Below are 25,072 nucleotides of genomic sequence, written 5' to 3'. Positions count from 1 at the left end.
CGCTATCGCGAGCAAGCTCGCTCCCACAGGTTTTGTATCAACCGACGTTCAGAGCCCCCAGCGAAGCAACAACAGCACCAGCACGACCAGGAACACCGTCTCCCCGACCATCAGCAGAATCGGTTTGATCCCGACCGCCGCCAGCTCCTTGAGCCGGGTCTTCATGCCCAGAATGCGCGAAGTTGGAACACCATCCCTGTGGGAGCGGGCTTGCTCGCGATGGCGGTGTGTCAGCCGCCATGAGTGTTGAATGTGAAACCGCTATCGCGAGCAAGCTCGCTCCCACAGGTTTNGTGTCAGCCGCCATGAGTGTTGAATGTGAAACCGCTATCGCGAGCAAGCTCGCTCCCACAGGTTTTGTATCAACCGACGTTCAGAGCCCCCAGCGAAGCAACAACAGCACCAGGAACACCGTCTCCCCGACCATCAGCAGAATCGGTTTGATCCCGACCGCCGCCAGCTCCCTGAGCCGGGTCTTCATGCCCAGAATGCGCGAAGTTGGAACACCACCCCTGTGGGAGCGGGCTTGCTCGCGATGGCGGTGTGTCAGCCGCCATGAGTGTTGAATGTGAAACCGCTATCGCGAGCAAGCTCGCTCCCACAGGTTTNCCCTGTGGGAGCGGGCTTGCTCGCGATGGCGGTGTGTCAGCCGCCATGAGTGTTGAATGTGAAACCGCTATCGCGAGCAAGCTCGCTCCCACAGGTTTTGTGTCAGCCTGCCAATTAGAGGCCCCAACGCAGCAACAAGAGCACCAGCACGACCAGGAACACCGTCTCCCCGACCATCAGCAGAATCGGTTTGATCCCGACCGCCGCCAGCTCCTTGAGCCGGGTCTTCATGCCCAGGNAGCACCAGCACGACCAGGAACACCGTCTCCCCGACCATCAGCAGAATCGGTTTGATCCCGACCGCCGCCAGCTCCTTGAGCCGGGTCTTCATGCCCAGGGCACTGATGGAAATCACCAGGCACCAGCGCGACAGTTCGTTGACCGATCCCTGCACCGCAGGCGCTATCCAGCCGGTGCTGTTGATGCAGGCCAGAATCAGAAAGCCGACGGCGAACCACGGCAACAGCGGCGGGCGCTTGCCCGTCGGATCGGCGCCTTGCATGCGGGTGATCATCGCCGCGGTGACGATCACCGGCAGCAGCATGGCAACGCGCATCAGCTTGACCACCGTGGCCGTGTCGCCGGTCTCGGTCGACATGCTGTAGCCGGCACCGACCACCTGGGCCACGTCGTGGATCGTGGCGCCGAGGAACACCCCCGCCACCTGCGGTGACAACTCCAGCCAGTTGGCGATCATCGGGTAGACGATCATTGCCAGCGTCGACAGCGCCGAAACGCCGATGACCGTGAACAGTGTGGCGCGCTCTTTCTGCGGATGGTTCGGCAGCGCCGCTGCCAGTGCCAGGGCCGCCGAGGCACCGCAGATGGCCGTCGCGCCGCCGGTGAGCATGCCGAACAGGCGCTGGAAGCCCAGGGCCTTGGCGGCGATCACAGACACGCTGATGGTCACCACCACCAGGATCACCACCAGCGCTATCGGCTTCCAGCCCAACGCCGCCATTTGCTCCAGGGTGATGCGCATGCCCAGCAGTGCCACGCCAATGCGCAACACGGTGCGGGCGGTGAACTCGATACCGGCCTTGCAGGGGCCGTCATCGGCGAGAAAATTCAGGGCCATGCCCAGCAACAAGGCAAACAGCATGACCGGCGCACCGTAGTGCTCGGACAGAAACGACGCGGCGGCCGCGACAATCAGACTGACGATAAGTCCCGGTGCCAGTTCGCGCGTGCGAGTGTGGATACGGGTGAGAGCAATGGCGCTCATGGCGCGGACTCCTCGGTTGCGATGACGATAAACGCCTGGCCGTCGATGATCTCGACCGGGTAGTTGGTGACTTTGACCTGCCTGGAATTGAGCAGGTAACCACTGTGCAAATCGAAGCGCAAACCATGGGCGAGGCATTGAATCACCCGGCCCTCAAGACGCCCTGCGCATAGCGAAGAACCCTGGTGCGGGCAGCTGTCGTCAATGGCAAACAACTGCCCGTCGACGTTGAACAGCGCCAGGCTTTTGTCTTCGAATTCGAACAGCGCCCGGCCACCGGCCTGCGGGTACTTGCCGGCTGGCACGGGAATGCGCCGGGTCATGCTGGCTGCCGCTCGCGATCATGTTCCTTGAGGGCTTCGGTCATGGCCCCGAGCAGCGCCTGGGCAGGCTGTGCGCCGATCACCGTCAGGCGGTTGTCGAATTTGAAGCTCGGCACACCACTGGTCGCGCCAGGGGAGCCTTCAAACGGCGTGGCATCGCCCTTCAGGCAATCGAGCAAGCCGTCCTGGGACACGCCGCAGGAGCGGGCGATGGCAAGCAAGGTCTCACGGCAACCGAGGTTTTCGCGCCTCAGGAAATAAGCGGCGAACAGTCGTTCGAGCAACATTTCACGCTGGCTGGCATTACCCAGTGCGCTGGCACGCTCGAACAAGCGATGGGCGTCGGCGGTGTTGGGCATCGTCTCGATACGGCTGAGATCGATGGCCAGTCCGACTGCACTGGCAGCCTGCTGTACCTGGTTTTGGCGCATGGTCATTGCGTCGGCATTGCCCAGGCGCTTGCGATAGAAATCGGCGAAGGGTTCACCTTCCACCGGTATCTGCGGCAGCAACTGCACACCGTGCCACACCGTAGTGATCTGCACATCCGGGTGGCGACTGCGAAACTGCACCTGCGCGTGCTCCAGTTGGCGTTTGCCGATCAGGCACCAGGGGCAGATAAAATCGAAAAACACATCAATACGTAAACGACGACTCACAACTTCACCTCTATCCCGGCGGCACTGACGGGCTCAGGCAAGCTCTGACCCTCAAGCCGGGCGATATCTTTTTGGTAATGACACTTGGCATAGAAGAACACCGCTGCCGCCGCGAGGCTGACCAGTGGCACTAATTGGAAAGCGGCATGCAGGCCGATGAGGTCGGACACACGGCCAGTCAGGAACGGCCCGGGTGCCAGACCCAGCAGGTTATTGGCCAGGGTCAGCGTGGCGAACGCCGTACCGTGGACCGAGTAATGGGTCAGGTTGGCAACCATCGCGCCGGCGGGGCCGGTGGTGCCGGTGGCAATCGCCATGCCCAGACAGATCAGCGCCAGTTGCACCGGCCCTGCGTGCAAGGCAAAGGCCGCCGACAGCAGCAGGCAACTGCCCAGGCAAAAGCCGATGGCCAGGCTGACCTTGCGCTCCGGCGAGTTGCGACACAGGCGGTCGCTGAGCATGCCGCACAGGATCATCCCCGCGCCGCTGCACAACACGATGATCGCCGCCATGCCACCGGCCTTGTCGGTGGGCATGTCGTAGTAGCGGTTGAGGTAGCTGGGAATCCACACCATCACCGTACCGCCGACGAACAACTGCAAGCCGCTGCCGATGTAGGTCGCCACCACCGAACGGCTGGACCACAACGTAGACAACGGACGCTTGACCGCTGCCACCTTGTTCGCCAACTGAGCTGCACGCTTGGGCGCAATGCGCGCTTCCTTGACGATGAGCGGATAGAGCACCGCCAGAAACAGGCCAAACAGCGACATGCCGGCGAACGACCAGCGCCAGCCCAGCTTGGCGGCGATCGCACCACCCAAAGCCATGCCCAACACCGAACCGAACATCCCACCGGCCATGAAGGCACTGGCCAGGGTGGCCCGCATGTGTTTGGGGAACACCGAAATCACTACCGCGATGCCCACGCTGCCGTAGGCCGCTTCGCCGACGCCGACCATGAACCGCGCGATGAACATCTGCTGGTAGTCCTGGGCCAGCGCGCAACCCAGGGTCGCCACGCTCCACAGGAACGCCATCAGCGCCAGGCTCTTGACCCGGCCGAAACGGTCGGCCATCAACGACAGGGGAAATGTCAGCAGGCCGACCATCAGGGCAACGATGCCGCTGAGCAGACCCAGCTGTCCGTCGCTCAATGCCCACTCACTCTTGAGCAGCGGGAATACCGCGTTCAGCACCTGACGCGACATGTAATCGGAAATCAACAGACCGAACGTCAAGGCAAAGACGATCCAGGCATATTGGCGCGCAACGCCGACTCCGCTGGAGTCGTCATCGTCAGCGGCGATTGGGTGAAAGGCCATGCAGCCTCCTCAATAGCTTTGTTTTATTTTTGTTATCAAGCGTGTAACGGTCAGGCGGACGAGAGGTCACGGCCTCTCGTCCCGACCCACGGTCAACCGCGTTGCGGAGTACCTTTCTGCCCAGCCTTGCGGTTGGGGGCCATGCCGTTGGCCAACAGGGTTTCTTCGATGGTTTCGTACTGCACGCCGATGCGGTAGATCTCGCGGGCTTCTTTGCCGGTGGCGATTTCACGGCCCAGTTCATGGGCAATGCGCACGGTTTGCCGGATCTGGGCAACGGAGCCGAAACGGTCACCCTTGTGGTCAATGATAGTGTCTTCGTTGCCCACACGCGGGTGCATGCCCATGGCCATCGACATGGTGTTGAACGGCATGACGTTTTTCAGCAGCGACTCGGAGGTCAGGGTGCAACCGTCCGGCGCGCGGTGGATGAAGTTGAAGAAGTTGAACGGGTTCGGGCCATCGAAACCGCCGCCGATGCCGATCCAGGTCAGGTTCAGCGGGCCTTTGTAAACGCCACGGCGCACCAGGCGCTCGAGGGTTTCCATGGCGTGCATGCCGGTCAACTGGAAGTGTGGCTGGATGCCGTTGTCCATCAGGCGCTTGAGGTGTTCGGCAACCCAGGCAGGTCCCGCCGGTACGGTCATTTCGCTGTAGGCGGCGTGGATCATCGGGTTGTCCAGGGAAGTGCCTTTCAGGTACTCCGGGTACAACAGCTCCATGATGTTCATCTGGGTGGTGTTGATCGCCACGGTGACCTGATCCGGCTTAGGGGTCAGTTCGGCCAGCATGTGACGGGTGTCGTCAGACAGCCACTTGGCCGCTTCGCCATCGCTTTCCGGAGCGAAGGAAATCGAGCCGCCGACCTGGATGATCATGTCTGGCACGGCTTCACGCACACCGGCGATCAGCTCGTTGAATTTCGACAGGCGCTTGGAGCCCTTGCCGTCCAGTTCACGCACATGCAGGTGCAGCACGGTGGCGCCGGCTTCATAGCACTCGACCGCTTTCTGGACTTGCTCGTCCATGGTCAGCGGGATGTCTTCCGGGAAATCTTCCGGCATCCATTCCGGGCCGTACGGGGCCACGGTGATGACTACCTTTTCCATGTTTTCGGGGTGCAGGGAATCGTCGAAAAATTGCATGGGTTACTCCAGTTCTTATGATTGTCCCGCCCACCCGGAGTCGCGCCGGGCAGGCGTGTTTACGAGAGCGAATGCAGAGGCGTGGATCAGTAAGTCTTGTCGCCGATGATCCCGGCGCGATCCATCTTGCGATGGCAAGGCGGGTAATCCATGACGGCGTAATGCTGGGTACTGCGGTTGTCCCAGATGGCGATGCTGTTGGGCTTCCAGCGCCAGCGCACTTGATACTCGGGGATGTACGCCTGGCTGATCAGGTAACGCAGCAGCTCGCTCGCGCCGGGGTTGGCGTCCTGGCCGAACCTTACCCGCGCCGGGGTATGGTAGTTACTGAAGTGCGTGGCGAAGGCGTTGACGAACAGCACTTTCTCGCCGGTTTCCGGGTGAGTGCGCACCACCGGGTGCTCGGCATCCGGGAACCGCTCCCTGAGTGCCAGGCGTTTTTCAATCGGCATGGCGGCGCCGAAGCTCGCTTCGATGCTGTGGCGCGCACGCAGGTCGGCGATCTTGACCTTCACGTCTTCGGGCAAACGTGCGTAGGCCTCGACCATGTTGGCCCACATGGTGTCACCGCCCACCGGCGGGCACTCCAGGCAACGCAATACGCAGCCCATCGGCGGGGCATCACGCCAGGTGGCGTCGCTGTGCCAGGAGTTTTCGTAGCGGTCTGCCGGCTGGTCCGGACGCTTGTAGATTTGCACCAGACCCGGATGCTCCGGATCGCTGCCCGCGACGGGGTGATCTTCAAGCTCGCCGAAGCGCCGGGCAAAAGCTACGTGCTCGGCGCGGGTGATGTCCTGATCGCGCAGGAACACCACGCGGTGCTTGAGCAACTGGGCGCGGATCTCGGCAAACAGACCGTCGTCGTGTACCGCGTCGGCCAGATTGACGCCGATCAGTTCGGCGCCGATGGAGCAGGTCAATTGTTCGACTTTCATGGCTGGCCGCTCCCTAAACGACGAAAATCGATGAGCCGGTAGTCTTGCGCGATTCAAGGTCGCGATGGGCCTGCACGGCGTCCTGCAAGGCGTAGTGCTGGTTGATCTCGATCTTGATCCGGCCGCTGCCGACGTGGTCAAACAACTCACCGGCCAGCGCGGCTTTTTCGGCCGGGTCGCTGATGTAGTTGGCCAGGGCCGGACGGGTCAGGTACAGCGAACCTTTCATCGCCAGCATCACCGGGTCGAACGCCGGGATCGGTCCGGAAGCAGTACCCACGCAAACCATCAGGCCACGGGGTTTCAACGAATCCAGCGAACCCATGAAGGTGTTCTTGCCAACGCTGTCGAACACCACGTTGACGCCCACGCCATCGGTCAGTTCGCGAACGCGAGCGGCGACGTCTTCATGGCTGTAGTTGATCGTATGGTCGCAACCGTGAGCCCGGGCGATTTCCGCCTTTTGCTCGGTCGACACCGTGCCGATCACGTTCAGGCCCAGCAACTTGGCCCACTGCGAAACGATCAGGCCGACACCGCCAGCGGCGGCGTGCAACAGGATGCTGTCACCCGGCTTGAAGTCATAGATGCGGCGCATCAGGTACGAGGACGTCAGGCCACGCATGGTCATCGCGGCAGCGGTCTCGAAGCTGATGGTTTCCGGCAGCTTGATCAGCGGCGCGGCCGCGATCAGGCGCTCGGTGCTGTAGGCGCCGAGGGTGTTGAGGAAACCGGTGTAGGTGACGCGATCACCGACTTCGACGTTGGTAACCCCTTCACCAACGGCCTGGACTACGCCAGAGGCCTCGACGCCCATGCCGTTGGGCATCGGAATCGGGTAGGTGCCGTTGCGGAAGTAGGTGTCGGCATAGTTCAGGCCAACCGCCACATGGCGAAGGCGAACCTGACCCGGACCGGGTTCGCCGACTTCGACGTCCTCATAACGTAGAACTTCGGGACCACCGGTTTCGTAGAAGCGTACGGCTTTGGCCATTTTTCTTATTCTCCAATCTGCAATATGGGCGTGTTGCATCGAATTGCGCTGATTGGACTGTAGGTCGAGGCCTGTCGGGACGCTTCTCATCAGACGACAATGGCTTTTCATTTGGTGACAGACAGAAACGGGATCGTCTGGCCAGTCCCGCCACCACCTGCGCTATCATCGCCCGCTTCCACGCCCCAAGAGTCTTGAACCCGGATGTCCGAAACGCAGCCACTGCCTGATGATCATGCCTTGCCCCCAGTCCTGGCCGGCCCGCTGTTGCGGCGCCTGGAGCCCACGCGGCTGGTGCTGTGGCTGGTGGGTTCCCGGGCGCTGGCGCTGACCTTGCGCTTGCAGGGCGTCGGCGATATCCGCCTGAATGCCGGTCAATGCACGGTGATTGCAGTGGGTGCCCATGCCTTTGTGCACTTGATCGATGTACAACTCGACGGCGCCCTGCCCCGGGACGAGTCGGTCGACTATGACCTGTTGATCGATGGCACAGAACAAGGCATCGCCGACTGGGCGCCGCACCTGCTGTATGGCGATGCCCGTTGCCCGAACTTCGTCCTGCGCGCTCGGGTCGACCAGTTGCTGCACGGCTCTTGCCGCAAGCCTCATCACCCGGCGACAGACGGCTTGCTGTGCGTCGACCAGTTACTGGCGCAGGAACACGCCGCCGGGGAGCGCCCGGCACTGCTGATGATGACGGGCGATCAGGTCTACGCCGACGATGTCGCGGGGCCGATGTTGCGGGCGATTCACGCTTTGATCGAACGTTTGGGCCTGTTCGGCGAACATCTCGAAGGCGCCGTGGTCAGCGACAGCGCCAGGCTCTACGAGCATCCGGCCAGTTACTACCACCGTGCTGATCTGCTGCCGGCACTGCAAAGCAATGAAACCCTGCGCGAGCGATTTTTCGGTGGCGCGCGCAAGCCGATTTTCACCAGCAGCAGCGCCGACAATCATCTGGTGACCTTCGCCGAAGTCATGGCCATGTATGTACTGGTCTGGTCGCCAGTGCCCTGGACCCTGATCGCGCCCCAGGCACCGACGCTGACGCCGGAGCGGCTCAAGCGCTACAGCCTTGAACAGACGCACATCGATGCCTTCAAGGCGGGCCTTGGCAGCGTCGCGCGGGCACTGGCGCATCTGCCGACGCTGATGATTTTCGACGACCACGACATCACCGATGACTGGAACCTTAGCGCGCAATGGGAGGAAACCGCCTACGGCCATCCGTTCTCCCGGCGCATCATCGGCAACGCGCTGCTGGCATATATGTTGTGCCAGGGCTGGGGCAACAATCCGGATGCGTTCACTGCGGTGCTGGAAAAGGCCGGAGCGTTGAGCACCAGCACACACGACCGTCACCTCGACAGCAGGGTTCAGGATGATTTGATCGATGATCTGCTTAAGTTTCAGCACTGGCATTACGTGCTGCCGACCACCCCGGCCATGGTGGTGATCGACACCCGCACCCGACGCTGGCGCAGCGAAATGAACCTCAAGCAGCCTTCCGGTTTGCTCGACTGGGAAGCCCTCAGTGAACTGCAACAGGAACTGCTGGACCACCCGAGTGCGATCATCGTTTCGCCGGCGCCGATCTTCGGCGTCAAGCTGATTGAAACCGTGCAGCGGGTATTCAGCTGGTGCGGTTATCCACTGCTGGTGGACGCGGAAAACTGGATGGCCCATCGCGGCGCGGCACAGGTGATCCTGAATATTTTCCGCCACTCGCGCACCCCGGGTAACTACGTGGTGCTGTCGGGCGATGTGCACTATTCCTTCGTCTACGAAGTGCTGATCCGCCACCGCAAGGCCGGGCCGCGCATCTGGCAGGTCACCAGCAGCGGCATCAAGAATGAATTCCCGGCCACCCTGCTTGAGTGGTTCGACCGCCTCAACCGCTGGCTGTACTCGCCACGCTCACCGCTGAACTGGCTGACCAAGCGTCGACGCATGCGCATCGTGCCCCACGTGCCCGAGCACGCCGAAGCCGGTGAGCGGCTATGGAACTCGGCGGGGATCGGCCAGGTGTATTTCAATGACCTGGGGCAGCCGCAGACCATCTATCAGCACAACTCGAACGGCTCGCCGAAGACCCGGATGATTGCGCCGGACGGTGATGATTGAGGTAGAGAAGACACCACAAAAAACTGTGGGAGCGACAGTGCGGCGAGCAGGCTCGCACACACTGGATTTCTGGCGTGTACTATTTCCAGATCCTGTGAGCCTGCTCGCGAAGTGGCCAGTTAAATATTGGGGGAATCCATTCTGTAACCTGCCCCCGGCGCACCTTCATGGAGTGCCACCTGGATTTTCGAATACAAGGCATTCGCCTCAGCAGTGGTGATTGATCGCGAACAATCACGCAGTACAACACGTAGTAGCACATTCTCCTGCCCCGGCAGCAATCCGAGGCGATCGATGGCCTGCAGAGGCAGTTCTGTGAACGCCCAGCGCCCTTTGATCTGCATTTCCTCGATCCAATCTGAACAATCGCCAGCGGCCTGCAACATCCTTTCAGTCAACACTTCCTCGCTGAGCCCCGGCGTCACCGCCAACGAAATATCACGAGTAATCGAAGGCAACCGAGAGACGGCACTCCACGGATTCAGATCATGCATCTGGGCCTGTACGCGTTCGTTCTGATCACGCAGCAAACGAATATCCGGGATGCCTTTGCGCAGCATGGTCAAGCGATCCAACCCCATTCCCAGCGCCAGTCCTCCATGACGCAGAGGATCGATCTTCAGTCGCTCCAATAATGATTTGGCAATTCGACCGCACTCCAGAACCTCTACAGGGACGCCGTCATTCAACAGATTTACTTCGATCCCGCCCTCAGTGTAGTGATGCGGACTATCACTGAAGATCCAAGGCATATCAGGCACGGCAGATTTGAGGATATCGCCGACCAAGCAGAGCAAATGCTCATGCGTCGACAATTCAGGATCGCCGAGCACCCAGATATCCATCTGATGCGGCTCCGCACAATGCCAACGATCCCGGCTGTCGCGACGAAAAGTGATGCCAGGCGCGGCCAATAATATTGACTGCCCTGGTTGTCGTAGCTTGGCCGCTCGCTGAAGCGCAGAGGGAATTTGGCTAGTGGTTTGCGTCCGTAACAGAGACCACTCGTCAACCCATCGAGTGTGTGCACTTCCAAGCGTAATCTCAGATGGGTCATAACCAAGCAATCCGTAGTTTTCTTCAGCGGAAACAATTCTCGGCCCCGTCTGCACTTGCGCTTGTGGCCAGCCTTTATCCGTTAACCCTTGAAGGACCTCCTTGAGTAATAGTCGAATGGCGTGATCGGGTGCAGCGGGTTCTGTTAGATCAGCCAGTAACAAGGCTTGGTGTACGGATGTCTCTGTCAGATACTTCTTTGATTCCTGCACTACACATCCCCTTATTAACGATTGAATGCATACCCCCCTGTAAGAAGAGCCCCATAGACCAACCTAACGATTTCAGATCGTCCATCACAACCAAATTCGGTGGAACACTAAATTTTCAGAAGAGGACTACAGCCACTACTTACACAAATAACCAAGAGCTTCGTACAAGACACCTAACGAGCATGATTAATTCTAAAAAAACTAAAACCAACGGCGGTTGCAGGAGCTGAGTGCAATACGGTTATTGAATTGCAGCGAGGCCTAGAGGCCTCAAGCTGACTGAGTTTGCTATTGGAGTAAACGACACAATCGCAAATAGTATTAACTACAAAATCAACTCTCAATCAAACGAAGGGATTAATGGCGTTCATATAGCAATTGGGGACGGTTCCTCTGGCTATCACATAGACTTCCTGAGCCCAGCAGTAAAGGTAAGCCCAACTCACAACTGAGCCAACCTGATCGCCCTCACTACAACCTCCCACATCACGGCAATGTCTAAAAACTGACACTATAAAATGGCTTACAGTAATGATGAGCAGTGACGCGCGGCAAGTTACCGATGGACCTCAAGGCGCACAGGCCGGCGGATTCTGGTGCACCTGTAGGCTTGCCCGCGATGAGAGCAGCACATCCAGCATCAATGCTGACTGAAGCACTGCTTTCGCGAGCAGGTTCGCCCCCACTATTGATCGGTGTCTCTCATGAACCTCACCCGAACGCTGATCATCGGCAACTCCGGCTCGGGCAAGAGCTGGCTGGCGCAACGGCTGGCCGAGCAACTGCGTGTGCCCTGGACCGATCTCGACCGGATTCACTGGCTGTCCGACGAACACAGCATCCCCCGCCCCCGAACCGAAGCATTGACCATGGCGCGGATCGCAGCCGAACAAGAGCGCTGGGTGATCGAAGGCGTGTATGGCTGGATCGCCTGCGAACTCCTGCCACGGGCAACTGCGCTGATATGGCTGAGCGTCGGGAACGAGGATTGCGTCGCCAACATTCGACAACGCGAGGCCGGGCGCGATGAACAAGACCTGTTGCTGATCGCCTTGCTGGAGTGGGCGGGCAGTTATCACCAGCGGCAGGGGTCAAGTGGGTATGCGGCGCATCAGCGACTGTTCGAGGAGTTTTGCGGTGGGAAAATCCGTCTGCGGGATCGGGAGGAAATCGCGGCGCTGGTTCATCACTCGTAAATTTTTGCAGCTGTGGTCAGACAATCCTGATGGATGGCGTGTAGCTCAGGATGGGATTACATCAGTCACGGAAACGTCCTGAGGAACATTCGGCGATACTCGACACAAGCGTGGATGCACTTTCCACGCAACAACCACTCGTAGGTATCGCCTTGCTAACATGTACTCATTTCTGTACGTTCTCTGCATCAAGCGAGGACAATCACATGGAAACCATCAACTACACCAACGCTCGGGCACACTTGGCGCAAACCATGGACCGGGTGAATGAAGATCGCGCCCCGCTACTGGTAACCCGTCAGAAAGGCGAGCCGGTAGTGATGATGTCATTGGCCGAATACAACGCTCTCGAAGAGACAGCTTATCTGCTGCGCTCCCCAGCCAACGCTGAACGCCTGATCAAATCAATCGGTAACCTGCGAGCGGGCAAAACCAAAACCAGGCAACTGATTGAAGAATGAATATCGAGTTCACCCCTGAAGCCTGGGACGATTATCTCTGGTTCCAGCAGAACGATAAGGCAGGACTCAAACGTATCAACCTGTTGATCAAAGCTATCCAGCGCGAGCCTTTCGACGGTCTGGGAAAACCCGAACCGCTCAAGCATAACTTGAGCGGATTCTGGTCACGCCGGATTACGGCTGAACATCGTCTGGTCTACGCCGTTGAAGACGGCGAAATACGCGTCGTGATGTGCAGATACCATTACTGAGCCGAACTTCAGCCCGCTTTCACCACCCCACTCACCCCTCTGACAATCATCTCCACCTCCCGCTCATCAATGGTCAGCGGCGGTAGCAGGCGGATGGTCTTGCCCCGCGTGACGTTGATCAGCAAGCCGTGATCCCGGGCGGCGATCAGGCTCAGGTCGCGGATCGGTTGCTTGAGTTCGATGCCGATCATCAGGCCCTGGCCGCGGATCTGCGAGACGTTCGGGTTGCCCGTCAGTTCTGTGCGCAATCTTTCGAGCAGGCGTTCCCCCTGAAGCCGGGCGTTTTCCAGCAGGCCTTGTTCTTCAACGATATCCAGCACGGTGCATCCGACCCGGCAGGCCAACGGATTACCGCCAAAGGTGCTGCCGTGGCTGCCCGGCGTGAAGAGTTCGGCCGCCTTGCCACGGGCCAGGCACGCGCCGATGGGCACGCCATTGCCCAGGCCTTTGGCCAGGGTCATGACGTCCGGGACGATGCCTTCGTGCTGGAACGCGAACCACTGGCCGGTGCGGCCGATGCCGGTCTGGATTTCATCGAGCATCATCAGCCATGAGCGCCGGTTGCACAGTTCGCGCACGGCTTTGAGATAGCCCGGTGGCGCTAGTTGCACGCCGCTTTCGCCCTGGATCGGCTCCATCAGGACCGCCACGATCCGCGAGCCAAAAGCCTGTTGCACCTTGTCCAGCGCGTCGAGGTCGCCGAACGGTACTTTGACGAAGTCCCCCGGCAGCTTGTTGAACCCCAGGCGTACCGCCGGGCCGTCGCTGGCCGACAAGGTGCCAAGGGTGCGGCCATGGAACGCGTTCTCCATGACCACCACCAGCGGCTGCTCGATACCCTTGTGCCAACCATGCAGCCGGGCGATTTTCAGTGCGGTTTCGTTGGCTTCGGCCCCGGAGTTGTTGAAGAACGCCCGGTCCATGCCCGCCAGCCGCGTCAGTTTCTGCGCCAGCCGCTGTTGCCAGTCGATGCTGTAGAGGTTCGAGGTGTGCAGCAACAACCCGGCCTGTTCGGTAATGGCGGCAACGATTTTCGGGTGGGAGTGGCCGACATTGGTCACCGCCACACCAGCGACCGCATCCAGGTATTCGCGACCGCCCTGATCCCACAGGCGAGTGCCCAGGCCCTTGTTGAAACTCAAGGCCAAGGGTTGGTAAGTGCTCATCAGGCAGGCGGCGGTCATGACATCAAGCTCCAGCAAGGGTCGGTGTTTTTGCAGTATGGTTAGCCACCAGAACTGGATAAACACCGAAAAACTTCAATCATTTAAAAGCAGAGCTTGATAATGGACCTGTTCCAGGCAATGACTGTCTACGTGAAAGTGGTGGAGACCGGCAGCATGACCGCCGCCGCCTTGCAGTGTGAAATGTCCACGACCATGGTCGGCAATCACCTCAAGGCCCTGGAGCAACGGCTGGGTGTACGCCTGCTCAACCGCACCACTCGGCGCCAGCGGCTGACCGAGTTCGGCACCGCGTATTACCAGCGCTGCCTGGAAGTGTTGGGGTTGGTGGCCGACTCCGAGCGCCTGGCCGAGCAGGCGCTGGACGAACCGAGCGGCATCTTGCGCATCACCGCGCCCCTGACCTTCGGTACCGAACGCCTGGCGCCGGCACTGAGTGAGTTCAGCCGGCAAAACCCGCGGGTGAAACTCGACGTGGTCCTGACCAACCGGCGCCCGGATCTGCTGGAAAATGGTCTGGATGTGGCGTTTCGCCTCGGCGCGCTGGAACCCTCCAACCTGATCGCCCGCCCGCTGATCGACTACACCCTGACCATGTGCGCGTCACCGCAGTACCTGGCCCGGCGCGGCACACCGCAGACACCTGAAGACCTGCGACACCACGACTGCCTGTCCTTTGCCTATCCGGCCGGGGATGACTGGCAATCGGTGCAAAAGGAGTGGCGCCTGGCCGGTCCCGATGGCGAAGTCAGCGTCGGGGTCGGCGGACCAATGCTGATCAACAGTTCGGCGGGGTTGCATCAGGCAGCGCGCACCGGCATGGGCATCGTGATGATGCCCGACGCCCTGGTCGAGCAGGACCTCAAGGACGGAAAGCTGCTGGCCCTGATGCCCGATTACTGCCCGCCCAGCCGGCCGATGCACCTGGTCTACGCCCAGGATCGCCACCGTTTGCCGAAGCTGCGGCGCTTCGTCGAATTCGCCGTACAGCGATGGGGCAAGCACCCGTCCGCCGACTAGGCCATGCATTTACATCCCTGCCTTCACCAGCACCGGCTGTTCCTGATAACGACTGGGGTACAGCTGCTTCAACTGCGCGACCTTCGGCAAGTCGTTGATCACGATGTATGGATAGGTCGGATGTTCGGTCAGGAAGTCCTGATGTTCCTCCTCCGCCGGGTAAAAACCGTTGAAGGTTTCCAGCTTGGTCACGATCGGCTTGTCGAAGGCATGGGCGGCGTCGAGCTGGGCGATGTAGGCCTGTGCGACCCGCTGCTGCTCGGCACTTTTGGTAAAGATCGCCGAGCGATACTGGGTGCCGCTGTCCGGTCCCTGGCGGTTGAGTTCGGTCGGGTTGTGCGCCACTGAAAAGTAGATCTGCAGCAAGGTGCCGTAGCTGACCTGAGCAGGATCAAAGGTCACTTCGACCGACTCCGCATGGCCGGTATTGCCGTTGCTGACGCGCTCGTACTGCGCGGTATTGGCCGCCCCGCCCGCGTAGCCGGAGACGGCGTTCTTCACGCCTTTGACATGCTGGAACACCCCTTGGACGCCCCAGAAGCAGCCGCCGGCAAACACCGCGGTTTCGCTGCGGGCCTGGGTGGTTTCGTCGAGGGCCGGCGGTGGAAGGACTACCCCCTCTTCGGCACCACCGAAGGAGAAAGCCGAGCATTGGCTGATGATGCCGGCAGCTGCCAGCCCCAGCAGGGCACGGCGCCAGGTAATGAGTGTTTTCATGGGGCGAACTCCTCAAGCGCAGGAAAGTAATCAGCCGAAGGTGAAGGCGTAAGCCGACGCACCCGGGTCAAGAAACTCGATACTGAAGGTCCGGTCGGTCACGCCGCCGCTCTGGCGCACAAGTTGATACAAGCGCTGGTCCGTCACGGTGCCGCTGCCATCGGGGGCCACGTCCATGCCGTGGTCATCACCGGGGGCCTTGCCGTCGATCAGCACCTTGAAGCGCACCGGCTTGCCATCGGCGCCAGGGCCGAGCACCAAATGCAAGTCACGGGCATGGAAGCGATAGACGATGCGACTGGCCGGGGCGCTGGCGGTGGCCCGCTCCGGGCCGACATGCCACTGGCCGCCCAGGCTCCAGTCGTTGAGGGCCAATTGCGCCGGCGGGTTGTAGGCCGCGACCTTGTCCGGCACCAGCGCGGGTTGCGATACGAAATGTTCCGCGCGCTGGTAGCCGACATAGGTTTCCGGCGACTGCACGGCGTCGCTGTCCGGGGCCATTTGCACACCCTCGGCCTGGGCACTGATCAGCCCGTCCGCAACCTTGGCCGCCCCCGCCTCGCGCAGCAATTGCTGAATGACCCGCTCCGATTCGGCGTACGCGCCTTCGCCGAAGTGGTGATAACGAATGCGTCCCTGGGCGTCGGCAAAGTAATGCGCCGGCCAGTACTCGTTGTTGAAGGCGCGCCAGATCTTGAACTCGTTGTCGATGGCCACCGGGTAGGTGATGCCCAGGTCTTTCATGGCCTTGGTGACGTTGCTGACGTCGCGTTCGAAGGCAAACTCGGGCGCATGCACGCCGATCACCACCAGGCCCTGATCACGATACTTCTCGGCCCAGGCCTTCACATAGGGCAGCGAGCGCAGGCAGTTGATGCAGGAGTAGGTCCAGAAATCCACCAGCACGACCTTGCCTTTCAAGGCCTGGGCATCGAGGGGTGGCGAGTTGAGCCATTGCACGGCGCCGTCCAGTGGCGGCAGGTTGCCCTCGACCGGCAAGGTGCCCGGGGTTTTGCCAGCCACTTGCACCGCACCCTCGGCGATCGCATTCGGCGCCGCGCTGTTACGCGGCGACTTGCCGCTCAGTTTCTCCACCAACGCTTGCTCGACACCACCGGTCGACGCCGTGGAAATCCGCGCCAGAATCCCCGTATCCAGACCCAGGGCAATCGCCGCCACACCAGCCAACATCGTCGCGCCAAGACCGCGACGCAGCCATTCGCCCGCGCCAATCGAGCGCTTCATCGCGGTGAAGACTTTGCCGCCCAGCAACAAGGCCAGCGCGAGGGATGTGGCAGCGCCGGCGGCATACGCCAGCAGCAAAAAGGTGGTTTGGATGCTCGCGCCTTGCAACGCCGCACCGGTCAACAGCAAACCGAGAATCGGCCCGGCGCAGGGCGCCCACAGCAGGCCGGTGGCCACGCCGATCAACAACGAAGCACCAGGACGTGGCCGCGCATCGGCGCCCGCCGCCACCGACAAACGACTGCCCGCCGCCACCAATGGTCGGGTCAGGCGCTCGGCCAATTGCGGCAGCAACAACGTCAGTCCGAACAGCGCCACGAACACCAGCGCCAGCCAGCGCCCGTACTGGTTGAGCTGCACCACCCAGCCACCGCCCACCGCCGCCAACGTGGCGACCAATGCGAAGGTCAGCGCCATCCCAACCAGCAGCGGCAACCCGCTTTTGACGAAGGGTTGCCCGGTGCGGGCGAAGACAAACGGCAACACCGGAAGAATGCACGGGCTGACAATCGTCAGCACACCACCGAGATAAGCGAGGACCAGCAGCCACATGGCGATTACCTGCAAAAAGTGAGTGGTAGGGAATCACACCGTCTTGGGCACGAATTTCATCGCCAGGCCGTTCATGCAGTAACGCAGGCCGGTGGGTTTCGGGCCGTCGTCGAAGACATGCCCCAGATGCCCGCCGCAGCGCCGGCAATGAACCTCTTCGCGGACCATGCCGAACGCTCGGTCCTGGCGGGTCGCCACGGCCTTGTCCAGGGGTGCCCAGAAACTCGGCCAACCGGTGCGGCTGTCGAATTTGGTCGCCGAGGAAAACAGCGGCAACTCGCAACCGGCACAGACGAAGGTGCCATCGCCGTGCTCGTTGTTCAGCGGGCTGCTGTAGGCGCGTTCGGTGCCCTCTTCGCGCAGAATGTCGTACTGCTCGTCACTGAGGATCGCGTGCCATTCGCTGTCGCTGTGGGTCACTTCGAACGCCTCGGCCGCGCTGGCCTCACTGATCAGTGCAGTGCCTGTGGAAAGCTTCGGCAACAGGCCGATTGCCAGGGTTGCCACCCCTAGTCCGCCGCTCACTAAAAGAAATTGCCGTCGTGAAAACATGCTCGTCTCCAAAAAATCCGGGGGTGTTTCATGGAACACAGCCTAGGCTTTGGGTGATCGCCAAATCCTCACGGGAAGTTAAACAATTCGTGATAACTCAGACCCCGAAAAACCCGCACAATGCTTCTGCCCGAACAGTAGGGGTATTGCGCATCATGCGTGCATCGCACTGAAGGATTGAGCTGTATGGAACAGACCAAACGCGTCCTGGTGGTCGAGGACGATATGCACATCGCCGACCTGATCTGCCTGCATCTTCGCGATGAACAGTTCGAGGTGGTGCACAGTGCCGATGGCGATGAAGGCATGCGCCTGCTGCAACAGGGCAACTGGGACGCACTGGTCCTCGACCTGATGCTGCCCGGTGTCGACGGCCTGGAAATCTGCCGCCGCGCCCGGGCCATGGCCCGCTACACGCCGATCATCATCACCAGCGCGCGTTCCAGCGAAGTGCACCGGATTCTCGGCCTGGAACTGGGTGCCGACGACTATCTGGCCAAGCCCTTTTCCATGCTCGAACTGGTGGCCCGGGTCAAAGCGCTGCTGCGCCGGGTCGATGCCATGGCGCGCAACCTGAAGATGGACGCCGGCAGCCTGCTCACCGACGGCCTGGCCATCGACCCGATCACCCGCGATGTGTCCCTCGACGGACGGCGCCTGGACCTCACGCCCCGGGAGTTCGACTTGCTATATTTCTTCGCCCGCCAGCCCGGCAAGGTGTTTTCGCGCATGGACCTGCTCAATGCCGTGTGGGGCTACAGCCACGAAGGCTACGAGCACACGGTCAACACCCACATCAACCGCCTGCGCGCCAAGATCGAGGCCGACCCGGCGCAACCGGTGCGCATCCTCACGGTCTGGGGCCGCGGCTACAAATTCGCCACAGGCGAGGAGCCGCAGCCATGAGGCTGACCCTGACGCAACGCCTGTCCCTGGTGTTCGCCGTACTGCTGCTGGTGTGCTGCGGCACGTCGGCGTGGTTGCAGGTGCGCTCCAACCAGATGCATGAGCAGGAAGTGGTGCAAGGCTTGTCCCGGGACCTGGCGCAGCACATCGCCAGTGACACGGTGCTGATGGACACCCAGGGCCTGATGCCCAATGCCGTGCGTGACCTGTTCAGCAAACTGATGCAGGTCAACCCGAGCGTCGAGGTGTATCTGCTCGATTCCACGGGCAAGATTGTCGGCAGCGCCGCGCCCGAGGGCCGGATCCGTCGTGAGCGGATCGACCTGGCACCGATCCAGCGCCTGTTGCGCGGCGATGCCCTGCCGATTCTCGGCGACGACCCGCGCAGCGTCGATGCGCGCAAGGTGTTCAGCGCTGCGCCGCTGAAGGTCGATGGCAAACCGGCCGGTTATCTCTACGTGGTGCTGCTCGGTGAAGACCATGATCGACTGTCCGAACGCGGTGCAACCAGCGCGGCGCTCAACACAGCGCTGTTGTCTATCGGCCTGGTGGCGCTGCTGTGCCTGATTGCCGGTCTCACGGCGTTTGCCCTGATTACCCGGCCGTTGCGCCGCCTGACCGAAACCGTCAGCCAGTTCGACATCGATGGCGTGCCGGTCACCCCGGCCCTGCCCGTCACGGTGGAAAAAGCCGCCAGCCACGATGAAATCGCCGTTCTCGATGCCGCGTTCCGGCAGATGCAGGCACGCCTGGGCGAACAATGGCGTTCGTTGACCCGCCAGGATCAGGAACGCCGCGAACTGGTGGCTAACATCTCCCACGACTTGCGCACGCCGCTGGCCTCGTTGCACGGTTATCTGGAAACCCTGTCGCTCAAGGACGCCACGCTGTCCCCTGCCGACCGCCGTCGCTATCTGGGCATCGCCCTGGACCAGAGCCGCAAGGTCGGCGGTCTGGCGCAGTCGCTGCTGGAACTGGTGCGGCTGGAACACGGTTTCGTGCAACCGGTGCTGGAACGCTTTTCCCTGACTGACCTGGCCCAGGACATCTTCCAGAAATTCGAACTCAGCGCCGAAGCGCGCAAAGTCGAACTCAAGGCCACCTTCGCACCGAATGCCTCGGCGGCCTGCGCGGACCTCGGCTTGATCGAGCGGGTGCTGACCAACCTGTTCGACAACGCCCTGCGCCATACCCCGGCCGGTGGTGAGGTCGAGTTGGACCTGCGCCCGCAAGGCTCATTCATCGAAGTCACGGTCAGCGATACCGGCCCCGGCATCGCCCCGGAACTGCGCGAAGGGTTATTCCTGCGCCCGTTCAATATCGGCGGTGCACGGCGCGATGGCGGGTTGGGGCTGCGGATCGTGCATCGCATCCTGCAATTGCACGGACGCGAGATTCAGTTGATCGACGTGCCGGGGCGCGGGGCGACGTTCCGGTTTTCGTTGCCGATCGATGAGGAAACGGCGACTGCATTGGCGGTGCGCTCGATGAACCTCAATACACCGAGGCAGGCCTGACTGACCGAGGCGCCTGCTCGCGAAGAGGCCAGCCCGGCCGCAGTCATGCGCTCACCTTCACGGTGCAGGCCTCAAGCCCCTGCCCCAAGGCTTCCCAGCCGTCGAAACCACGGCGGGCAATACACACCAGGCGTGTGGTCTTTGCCTGGGCTTCATCCGTGGCCGGCAGAAACTGACTGCGGGTGCCGACGTGTTGCAGCCAGTGGGCCTTGTTGCCCTGCGCAAGCTTCACCAGCCCCTTGACCCGAAACACATCGCCGGGCAGCGCCTGCAACCAGCCCCGCAACCCCTCGGCATCAAGCGCCTGGTCGCTTTGCCAAAGCCAACTGCTGAACATATCGCCGTGATCGCCATCGGACACCCGTGCCAGCGGTTTCACTGTGCGCGGCTCAAGCTCCAGATCGGTGTCGAGCCACAGCGCATCGGGCAACTGCGCCTGCACGCTTTCGTGCACTCGAGTCCTGAGGCCCAACACCTCGCGCAGCGCCCGCAACTGCGGCTCGTCGATCAGGTCGATCTTGTTGAGCAACAGCAGGTCGGCGGCCGCCACTTGCGCCCGGGCCAGCCGCGCGTACTCGCCATCGAGTTGCAGATGACGGGTGGCATCGACCACAGTAATCACCATGTCCAGTTGCATCTGGCTGCGCAGCTGTGGATAAGCCAGGGTCTGCACGATGCGCTGCGGATCGGACACGCCGCTGCACTCGATGACGATGCGCTCCAGCCGTGGTTCCAATTGAGCAAGGCTGCCCAGTTGCGCCAGCAGGTCCTCCTGCACGGTGCAGCAGATGCAGCCGTTTTGCAGGCTGTACACCGCGTCGGAGACTTCGGAGACGATGGCCGCATCGATGTTCAGCTCACCGAAGTCGTTGACGATCACCGCCAGCCGACTGCCTTCGGCACGGCGCACCATGCGGTTGAGTAGCGTGGTTTTACCGGCGCCGAGAAACCCCGAGACGACGGTCACGGCAATGCGTGGGGAAGTCATTCTGCCTTGCCCTCCAGCACCGGTGGTTCGCCCTGCCACACCGCCTTGAGGCCCAAGGCTTGCAGCGTCGAATGACGGTCGTAGACCAGTTGCCCTTCAACGAAGGTCAGCAGCACCCGGGTCTTGTGGATGTAGTTGCGCGCCGGCTCGGCGAACAGGTCGCGGTCGATGACGATCAGGTCCGCCGCCTTGCCCACTTGCAGGCTACCGGTGCTGTGTTCCAGGCCCATGGCCACGGCGCCGTTGCTGGTGATCACGGTCAGTGCCTGTTCGAGACTGATCGGGTCGCCGAAGCAGGCCGGGTCGTCGTTCCACGGGTTCTGCCGGGTGATCATGGTTTCCAGCGCCAGCCACGGGTCGATGGACGCCACCGGCCAGTCAGTGCCCATCACCGCGGTGCCGCCTGCGGCGAGCACGCCTTTGAAATCGTAGATGCGCTTGAGTCGCTCCTGGCCGTAGCCGGAACGTGCACCGCTGGCGAATGGTGTCGGGTACCAGGCGGCCGGGGAGAATTCGGCGATGACGTTCAGTTCCTTGAAGCGCGGCAGGTTACCGGGGTGCAACAAGGTGCTGTGGGCGCACTGGTGGCGCACGCCGCTGAAACCGTTGCGACGACGGGCCTCGGCCACGGCATCGAGGAACACGTCCGACGCACCGTCACCGGTGCAATGGGCAATCACGCGGATGCCCTTGCGATCCATGTCCACCACCATGTCGGTGATGTGCTCCGGGGTCAGGTTGAGCTTGCCGCGCCAGCTCGATTCCTGCGGCCATGGGGTCAGCAGGTACGAAGACTTCGGCTCGACCGTGCCGTCGAAGTGGAACTTCACCGCGTTGGCACTCAGGCGTGCGCTGCGGTAGTAGTGACGCTCGCCCGCCAGCAGTTCCCAGCGACGACGCACCGGGAAAATGTCGTCCTGCCAACTGATCGCCGCTTCGATGCGCACCGTCAGTTCGCCGCTGTCGTCCAGTTCCTTGAGGGCCTGCAAACGCTGTTCGCAAACGTGCACGTATTTGCTCGCCGTGACGCCGCGTGAGCTCTGGAAATGCACGCCATCGCGATAGGCGCGGCGCAGCACGCTGACCGGGGTCGGCGGCATCGCGGCGTGGATCATCGCGTAGGCTCCGTCGATCATCAGGCCAGTCGGTTCGCCGGTCAGTTCGTCACGCTCGAAGTAACCGTTGCGCGGATCGCTGGTGTTGCCATCGATGCCGGCCAGTTCCAGGGCCATGGAGTTGACCATCATGGTGCCCCACATGCGATCGAGCAGCGCCACCGGACGGTCCGGCATGACACTGTCGAGCCAGGCGCGGCCCGGGGTCAAACCCGCTTCGCGGAAGGTGTAGCGCACCCAGTACTGACCGTAGATCCAGCCGTCGCCGGGATGGCTGTCGGCGTAGGCAAGGATGCTTTCGCGCAGTTGCTCCGGGGTCGGGTCTTCGATGCCGACGTCGAGGTCGTCGCTGTAGCGCGGCGCCAACGCGAGGTCGGGGTGGGTGTGCATGTCGTGCAGGCCGGGCATGCAGAACGCGCCTTGCAGGTCATGCACGCGGGTGTTCGGGCCCTTGAACATCTCGATCTGGCCGAGGCTGGCGACACCGATCAACTTGCCGTCGCGGATGGCCACGGCCTCGGCCCACGGGTTGGCCGGGTCCTGAGTGTAGATACGCCCGTTGGCGAGGATCAGGTCGGCGTAAGTCCCCTGCGTGGAATGGGTAGAGGAAAAGTTGTCGGACTCAGCCATGTCAGCCACCTTCGAGTTCAGGAGATTGAAAGGTCCACCGGGCGCCAGGCGAGTCGGGAACCTGAAAAAACTGTTGTTGTTTTCGTCAGCAGGAAAGGTCGCGGGCAGCACCCTGTTTGAGGGTGGGCCTGACCGGCCGATGACAATTAGCGCTAGTATTGTTGAATCAACCGATACAACAATCGATTTTTTTTGGCCTGACTGTTCGATTTACCTCACCATAAGGGAAGCCACCAGTGATCGGTATCTGCAGGCCTTTCTTCCACCTTTGAACGGGATGATTTATGCGATTTCCTTCGATGACAGCCCTTCGTGCGCTGGATGCGGTTGCCCGCACAGGCAGCGTGTCGGTCGCGGCCCGTGAGCTGAACCTGACTCGCAGCGCCATCAGCCACCAGATCAGCAAGCTGGAGGAGTGTGTCGGCTTCGCCCTGACCGAACGGATCGGCCGTGGCATTGGCCTGACGTACCAGGGCGAGCGTTATGCGCGGGAGGTGCACGCAATTCTGCTGAACCTGCTCGATGCCGGGCAGTTGATCGACGACCAGGAAATCTCCGGCCGGCTGTGCGTCAGTTGCGCGCCGGGGTTCGCCACCTATTGGCTGTGCCACCACATCGGTGCGTTTTTGCGGCAGTACCCGCAAGTGCAGTTGCAGCTGATTTCCCCGCGCACGCCGGACGACACCAACAACCCCAACGTCGATCTGTTCATCGCCTACGGGATCGGCGACTGGCCGCAAATGAATGTTGAAGAGATTGTGGCTTTGCGCTTCTTCCCGGTGTGCAGCCCACGCCTGATCAACGCCCTGGGCGGACTGAAAAACCCGCAGGAGCTCAGCACTTACCCCTTGCTGCACATGACCGACTACTCGGACTGGCGCATCTGGCTGACCGCCGCCGGCGCTTCGGGGGTCAATGCGTTGAGCGGCATCCTGTTCTCCGATGCCCACTGCGCACAGTCCGCCTGCATTGCCGGCCAGGGCATCGCGATTGGCGACACCCTGATCAGTGGCGATGCCCTTTCCAAGGGTTTGCTGGTGCGACCGTTCGACATCAGCATTGATCTGCACCGTGGTTACTACCTGGCCACCGACCCGCAAAAGGCGGACCGCGCGGTAGTCCAGGCCTTCAGCAACTGGGTCAAGACGCAACTGCAATCGTCCCGCCAGACCTGGCAGGACACCCTGTAACGCTTCCGCAGAAAGGCAAATAAATGACCAGCCGCCCGTTGATCCGTGACAACGCCGCCCCGGTCCAATAGATTAGGCGACCTGAAAAAGCCCCCGGGCTTTCTCGCCCCAATTCAAGTTATAGAAGTAGTGAAATTTCAATGTCCGATTCCAATACCGCTGAAACCGTAGCCACCCTGTCGTCCAAAGCGGAATACGAAAACTCCATCAATCTTTCACAACACGTGCCTCAGGCAAAAACCATCAGCGAGATGGTGCTGGACGCTTTCCAGTCCACCCGCGAAAGCGACCAGATCCGCGAACTGCGTGCCGCCATCCGTCAGGCCCACGACAGCTTCGACGATGACAAAGCCTACGAACTGATGGGCCAGCTCAAGCAACTCAAGGACGCCGAGGCCGCGGACATCGCCGCCCTCGAAGACTTGAGCAGCAAATTCCCGATCAGCCGCATCCTGTCCAGCTTCAAGGACGACCCGGCGTTCCAGGAAATCGTCTACGGCCTGGCCCTGAAGGTGCTGAACCAGACCCACCAGGCCATCAGCAACCCGAGCGGCGGCAAGAGCAAAGCCGCCAAGGCCAAGAAAGAAGTCGAAGTCTTCACCATCAGCAAGGACGGCATGAGCGTCACCTTGCCGTTGCGCACCCCGCGCTCGCGCCTGAACGTCGACCGTGAAGCCCTGGAATTCCTCGGTTTCACCTTCGTTGGCGAAGGCGACGAAGCGGAACTGGAAAGCGAAACGTTCCTGGACAACAGCGGCGCCGAGCAAGCGGTCAACCGCAAGAACATCATTACTGCCCTGCAGCAGCAGACCGCGTTCGACGGTTATTCCATCGCCGCACAGTAAGGCGACCGCCCGCATTTGTGGCGAGCGAGCTTGCTCGCGCTGGGCTGCGTAGCGGCCCCAAAAATCTGACAACACTTCCCGACATTTTGTGAGTGC

Annotated in this window: 23 protein-coding genes and 4 pseudogenes; 10 read left to right on the top strand and 17 right to left on the bottom strand. The window is 61.4% G+C overall.

Features of this window, described 5'->3' with window-relative positions; translation table 11 throughout:
* Positions 1–48: 48 nt before the first annotated feature.
* The 10 genes and pseudogenes from ASD95_RS29050 to ASD95_RS04560 all read right to left on the bottom strand — a co-directional run.
* Positions 49–171 (bottom strand): annotated as a pseudogene (locus tag ASD95_RS29050) (putative sulfate exporter family transporter); the annotation flags it as partial.
* Between the two features lie 202 nt (positions 172–373).
* Positions 374–487, bottom strand: a pseudogene (locus tag ASD95_RS29045) (putative sulfate exporter family transporter); the annotation flags it as partial.
* A gap of 236 nt (positions 488–723) precedes the next feature.
* Positions 724–847: pseudogene (locus tag ASD95_RS30210) on the bottom strand (putative sulfate exporter family transporter); the annotation flags it as partial.
* 1 nt (position 848) lies between these two features.
* The coding region (locus ASD95_RS30205) for a YeiH family protein (protein WP_056848042.1) at positions 849–1,834 on the bottom strand (986 nt) is incomplete at its 3' end.
* The gene (locus tag ASD95_RS04585) at positions 1,831–2,157 is read right to left on the bottom strand and encodes a Rieske (2Fe-2S) protein (protein ID WP_056728553.1); all 327 of its coding nucleotides are present in this window, start codon (positions 2,155–2,157) and stop codon (positions 1,831–1,833) included. The genes ASD95_RS04585 and ASD95_RS30205, both read right to left, overlap by 4 nt.
* Positions 2,154–2,816, bottom strand: a complete 663-nt coding sequence (locus tag ASD95_RS04580) for a DsbA family oxidoreductase (RefSeq protein WP_056728551.1) — start codon at positions 2,814–2,816, stop codon at positions 2,154–2,156. The genes ASD95_RS04585 and ASD95_RS04580 overlap by 4 nt, the downstream gene beginning before the upstream one ends.
* Entirely contained in the window at positions 2,813–4,141 is a 1,329-nt protein-coding gene (locus ASD95_RS04575) for an MFS transporter (protein ID WP_056728549.1), read from the bottom strand. The genes ASD95_RS04580 and ASD95_RS04575 overlap by 4 nt, the downstream gene beginning before the upstream one ends.
* Positions 4,142–4,233: 92 nt before the next feature.
* Complete coding sequence (locus ASD95_RS04570) at positions 4,234–5,286, bottom strand: 3-keto-5-aminohexanoate cleavage protein (protein ID WP_056728547.1); 1,053 nt, start codon at positions 5,284–5,286, stop codon at positions 4,234–4,236.
* Positions 5,287–5,372: 86 nt separating this feature from the next.
* On the bottom strand, positions 5,373–6,221 hold the full coding sequence (locus tag ASD95_RS04565) for a TauD/TfdA dioxygenase family protein (protein ID WP_056728545.1): 849 nt from the start codon (positions 6,219–6,221) through the stop codon (positions 5,373–5,375).
* A gap of 13 nt (positions 6,222–6,234) precedes the next feature.
* Entirely contained in the window at positions 6,235–7,215 is a 981-nt protein-coding gene (locus ASD95_RS04560; protein WP_056728543.1) for a quinone oxidoreductase family protein, read from the bottom strand.
* A gap of 204 nt (positions 7,216–7,419) precedes the next feature.
* Here ASD95_RS04560 and ASD95_RS04555 point away from each other — a divergent pair, with 204 nt between their 5' ends.
* Entirely contained in the window at positions 7,420–9,339 is a 1,920-nt protein-coding gene (locus ASD95_RS04555; protein WP_056728541.1) for an alkaline phosphatase D family protein, read from the top strand.
* Positions 9,340–9,458: 119 nt separating this feature from the next.
* On the opposite strand, the gene srmL is transcribed toward ASD95_RS04555, so the two are convergent.
* The gene (srmL, locus tag ASD95_RS04550) at positions 9,459–10,607 is read right to left on the bottom strand and encodes a PheS-related mystery ligase SrmL (protein WP_056728539.1); all 1,149 of its coding nucleotides are present in this window, start codon (positions 10,605–10,607) and stop codon (positions 9,459–9,461) included.
* A 248-nt stretch (positions 10,608–10,855) separates the two neighbouring features.
* Here srmL and ASD95_RS29540 point away from each other — a divergent pair.
* From ASD95_RS29540 to ASD95_RS04535, 4 genes and pseudogenes are all read left to right on the top strand, one after another.
* Positions 10,856–11,059, top strand: a pseudogene (locus tag ASD95_RS29540) (hypothetical protein); the annotation flags it as partial.
* Positions 11,060–11,311: 252 nt separating this feature from the next.
* Positions 11,312–11,803 carry an adenylate kinase gene (locus tag ASD95_RS04545; protein ID WP_056728537.1) on the top strand — a complete coding sequence of 164 codons (492 nt, stop codon included), beginning with the start codon at positions 11,312–11,314 and terminating at the stop codon, positions 11,801–11,803.
* 206 nt (positions 11,804–12,009) lie between these two features.
* Positions 12,010–12,264 carry a type II toxin-antitoxin system prevent-host-death family antitoxin gene (locus ASD95_RS04540; RefSeq protein ID WP_056728535.1) on the top strand — a complete coding sequence of 85 codons (255 nt, stop codon included), beginning with the start codon at positions 12,010–12,012 and terminating at the stop codon, positions 12,262–12,264.
* Complete coding sequence (locus tag ASD95_RS04535; protein ID WP_015093589.1) at positions 12,261–12,515, top strand: Txe/YoeB family addiction module toxin; 255 nt, start codon at positions 12,261–12,263, stop codon at positions 12,513–12,515. The genes ASD95_RS04540 and ASD95_RS04535 overlap by 4 nt, the downstream gene beginning before the upstream one ends.
* An 8-nt stretch (positions 12,516–12,523) precedes the next feature.
* On the opposite strand, the gene ASD95_RS04530 is transcribed toward ASD95_RS04535, so the two are convergent.
* The gene (locus tag ASD95_RS04530) at positions 12,524–13,699 is read right to left on the bottom strand and encodes an aspartate aminotransferase family protein (RefSeq protein WP_056728533.1); all 1,176 of its coding nucleotides are present in this window, start codon (positions 13,697–13,699) and stop codon (positions 12,524–12,526) included.
* 102 nt (positions 13,700–13,801) lie between these two features.
* Between ASD95_RS04530 and ASD95_RS04525 the strand changes: the two genes are divergently transcribed.
* Positions 13,802–14,719, top strand: coding sequence for a LysR family transcriptional regulator (locus ASD95_RS04525; protein ID WP_056728531.1), 918 nt, complete (start codon positions 13,802–13,804; stop codon positions 14,717–14,719).
* 9 nt (positions 14,720–14,728) lie between these two features.
* On the opposite strand, the gene msrA is transcribed toward ASD95_RS04525, so the two are convergent.
* From msrA to msrB, 3 genes are read right to left on the bottom strand one after another with little or no spacing between them, the layout of a single operon-like run.
* Complete coding sequence (msrA, locus tag ASD95_RS04520; protein WP_056728529.1) at positions 14,729–15,436, bottom strand: peptide-methionine (S)-S-oxide reductase MsrA; 708 nt, start codon at positions 15,434–15,436, stop codon at positions 14,729–14,731.
* Between the two features lie 30 nt (positions 15,437–15,466).
* Positions 15,467–17,233 (bottom strand): cytochrome c biogenesis protein DipZ, encoded by a 1,767-nt coding sequence (locus tag ASD95_RS04515; protein WP_056728527.1) that lies wholly within the window; start codon positions 17,231–17,233, stop codon positions 15,467–15,469.
* A 33-nt stretch (positions 17,234–17,266) separates the two neighbouring features.
* Complete coding sequence (gene msrB / locus ASD95_RS04510) at positions 17,267–17,785, bottom strand: peptide-methionine (R)-S-oxide reductase MsrB (protein ID WP_056728525.1); 519 nt, start codon at positions 17,783–17,785, stop codon at positions 17,267–17,269.
* A gap of 186 nt (positions 17,786–17,971) precedes the next feature.
* On the opposite strand from msrB, the gene ASD95_RS04505 reads away from it, so the two are divergent.
* Both ASD95_RS04505 and ASD95_RS04500 read left to right on the top strand, forming a co-directional pair.
* Complete coding sequence (locus ASD95_RS04505; RefSeq protein WP_056728524.1) at positions 17,972–18,691, top strand: response regulator transcription factor; 720 nt, start codon at positions 17,972–17,974, stop codon at positions 18,689–18,691.
* The gene (locus tag ASD95_RS04500) at positions 18,688–20,208 is read left to right on the top strand and encodes a sensor histidine kinase (RefSeq protein WP_056728522.1); all 1,521 of its coding nucleotides are present in this window, start codon (positions 18,688–18,690) and stop codon (positions 20,206–20,208) included. The genes ASD95_RS04505 and ASD95_RS04500 overlap by 4 nt, the downstream gene beginning before the upstream one ends.
* 43 nt (positions 20,209–20,251) lie before the next feature.
* On the opposite strand, the gene ASD95_RS04495 is transcribed toward ASD95_RS04500, so the two are convergent.
* Positions 20,252–21,196, bottom strand: a complete 945-nt coding sequence (locus tag ASD95_RS04495; protein ID WP_056728520.1) for a CobW family GTP-binding protein — start codon at positions 21,194–21,196, stop codon at positions 20,252–20,254.
* Positions 21,193–22,941, bottom strand: coding sequence for an amidohydrolase (locus ASD95_RS04490; RefSeq protein WP_056728518.1), 1,749 nt, complete (start codon positions 22,939–22,941; stop codon positions 21,193–21,195). The genes ASD95_RS04495 and ASD95_RS04490 overlap by 4 nt, the downstream gene beginning before the upstream one ends.
* A gap of 284 nt (positions 22,942–23,225) precedes the next feature.
* On the opposite strand from ASD95_RS04490, the gene ASD95_RS04485 reads away from it, so the two are divergent.
* Both ASD95_RS04485 and ASD95_RS04480 read left to right on the top strand, forming a co-directional pair.
* On the top strand, positions 23,226–24,131 hold the full coding sequence (locus tag ASD95_RS04485) for a LysR substrate-binding domain-containing protein (RefSeq protein ID WP_056728515.1): 906 nt from the start codon (positions 23,226–23,228) through the stop codon (positions 24,129–24,131).
* Between the two features lie 140 nt (positions 24,132–24,271).
* Positions 24,272–24,976: a hypothetical protein gene (locus ASD95_RS04480; RefSeq protein ID WP_056728513.1), complete on the top strand. Its 705-nt coding sequence runs from the start codon at positions 24,272–24,274 to the stop codon at positions 24,974–24,976.
* Positions 24,977–25,072: the final 96 nt, after the last annotated feature.

The sequence above is a fragment of the Pseudomonas sp. Root71 genome, from assembly GCF_001429045.1.
GTDB lineage: Bacteria > Pseudomonadota > Gammaproteobacteria > Pseudomonadales > Pseudomonadaceae > Aquipseudomonas > Aquipseudomonas monachiensis.
The sequence above is the reverse complement of the archived record's forward strand: the minus strand, read 5'-3'. Positions and strand labels throughout refer to the sequence as shown.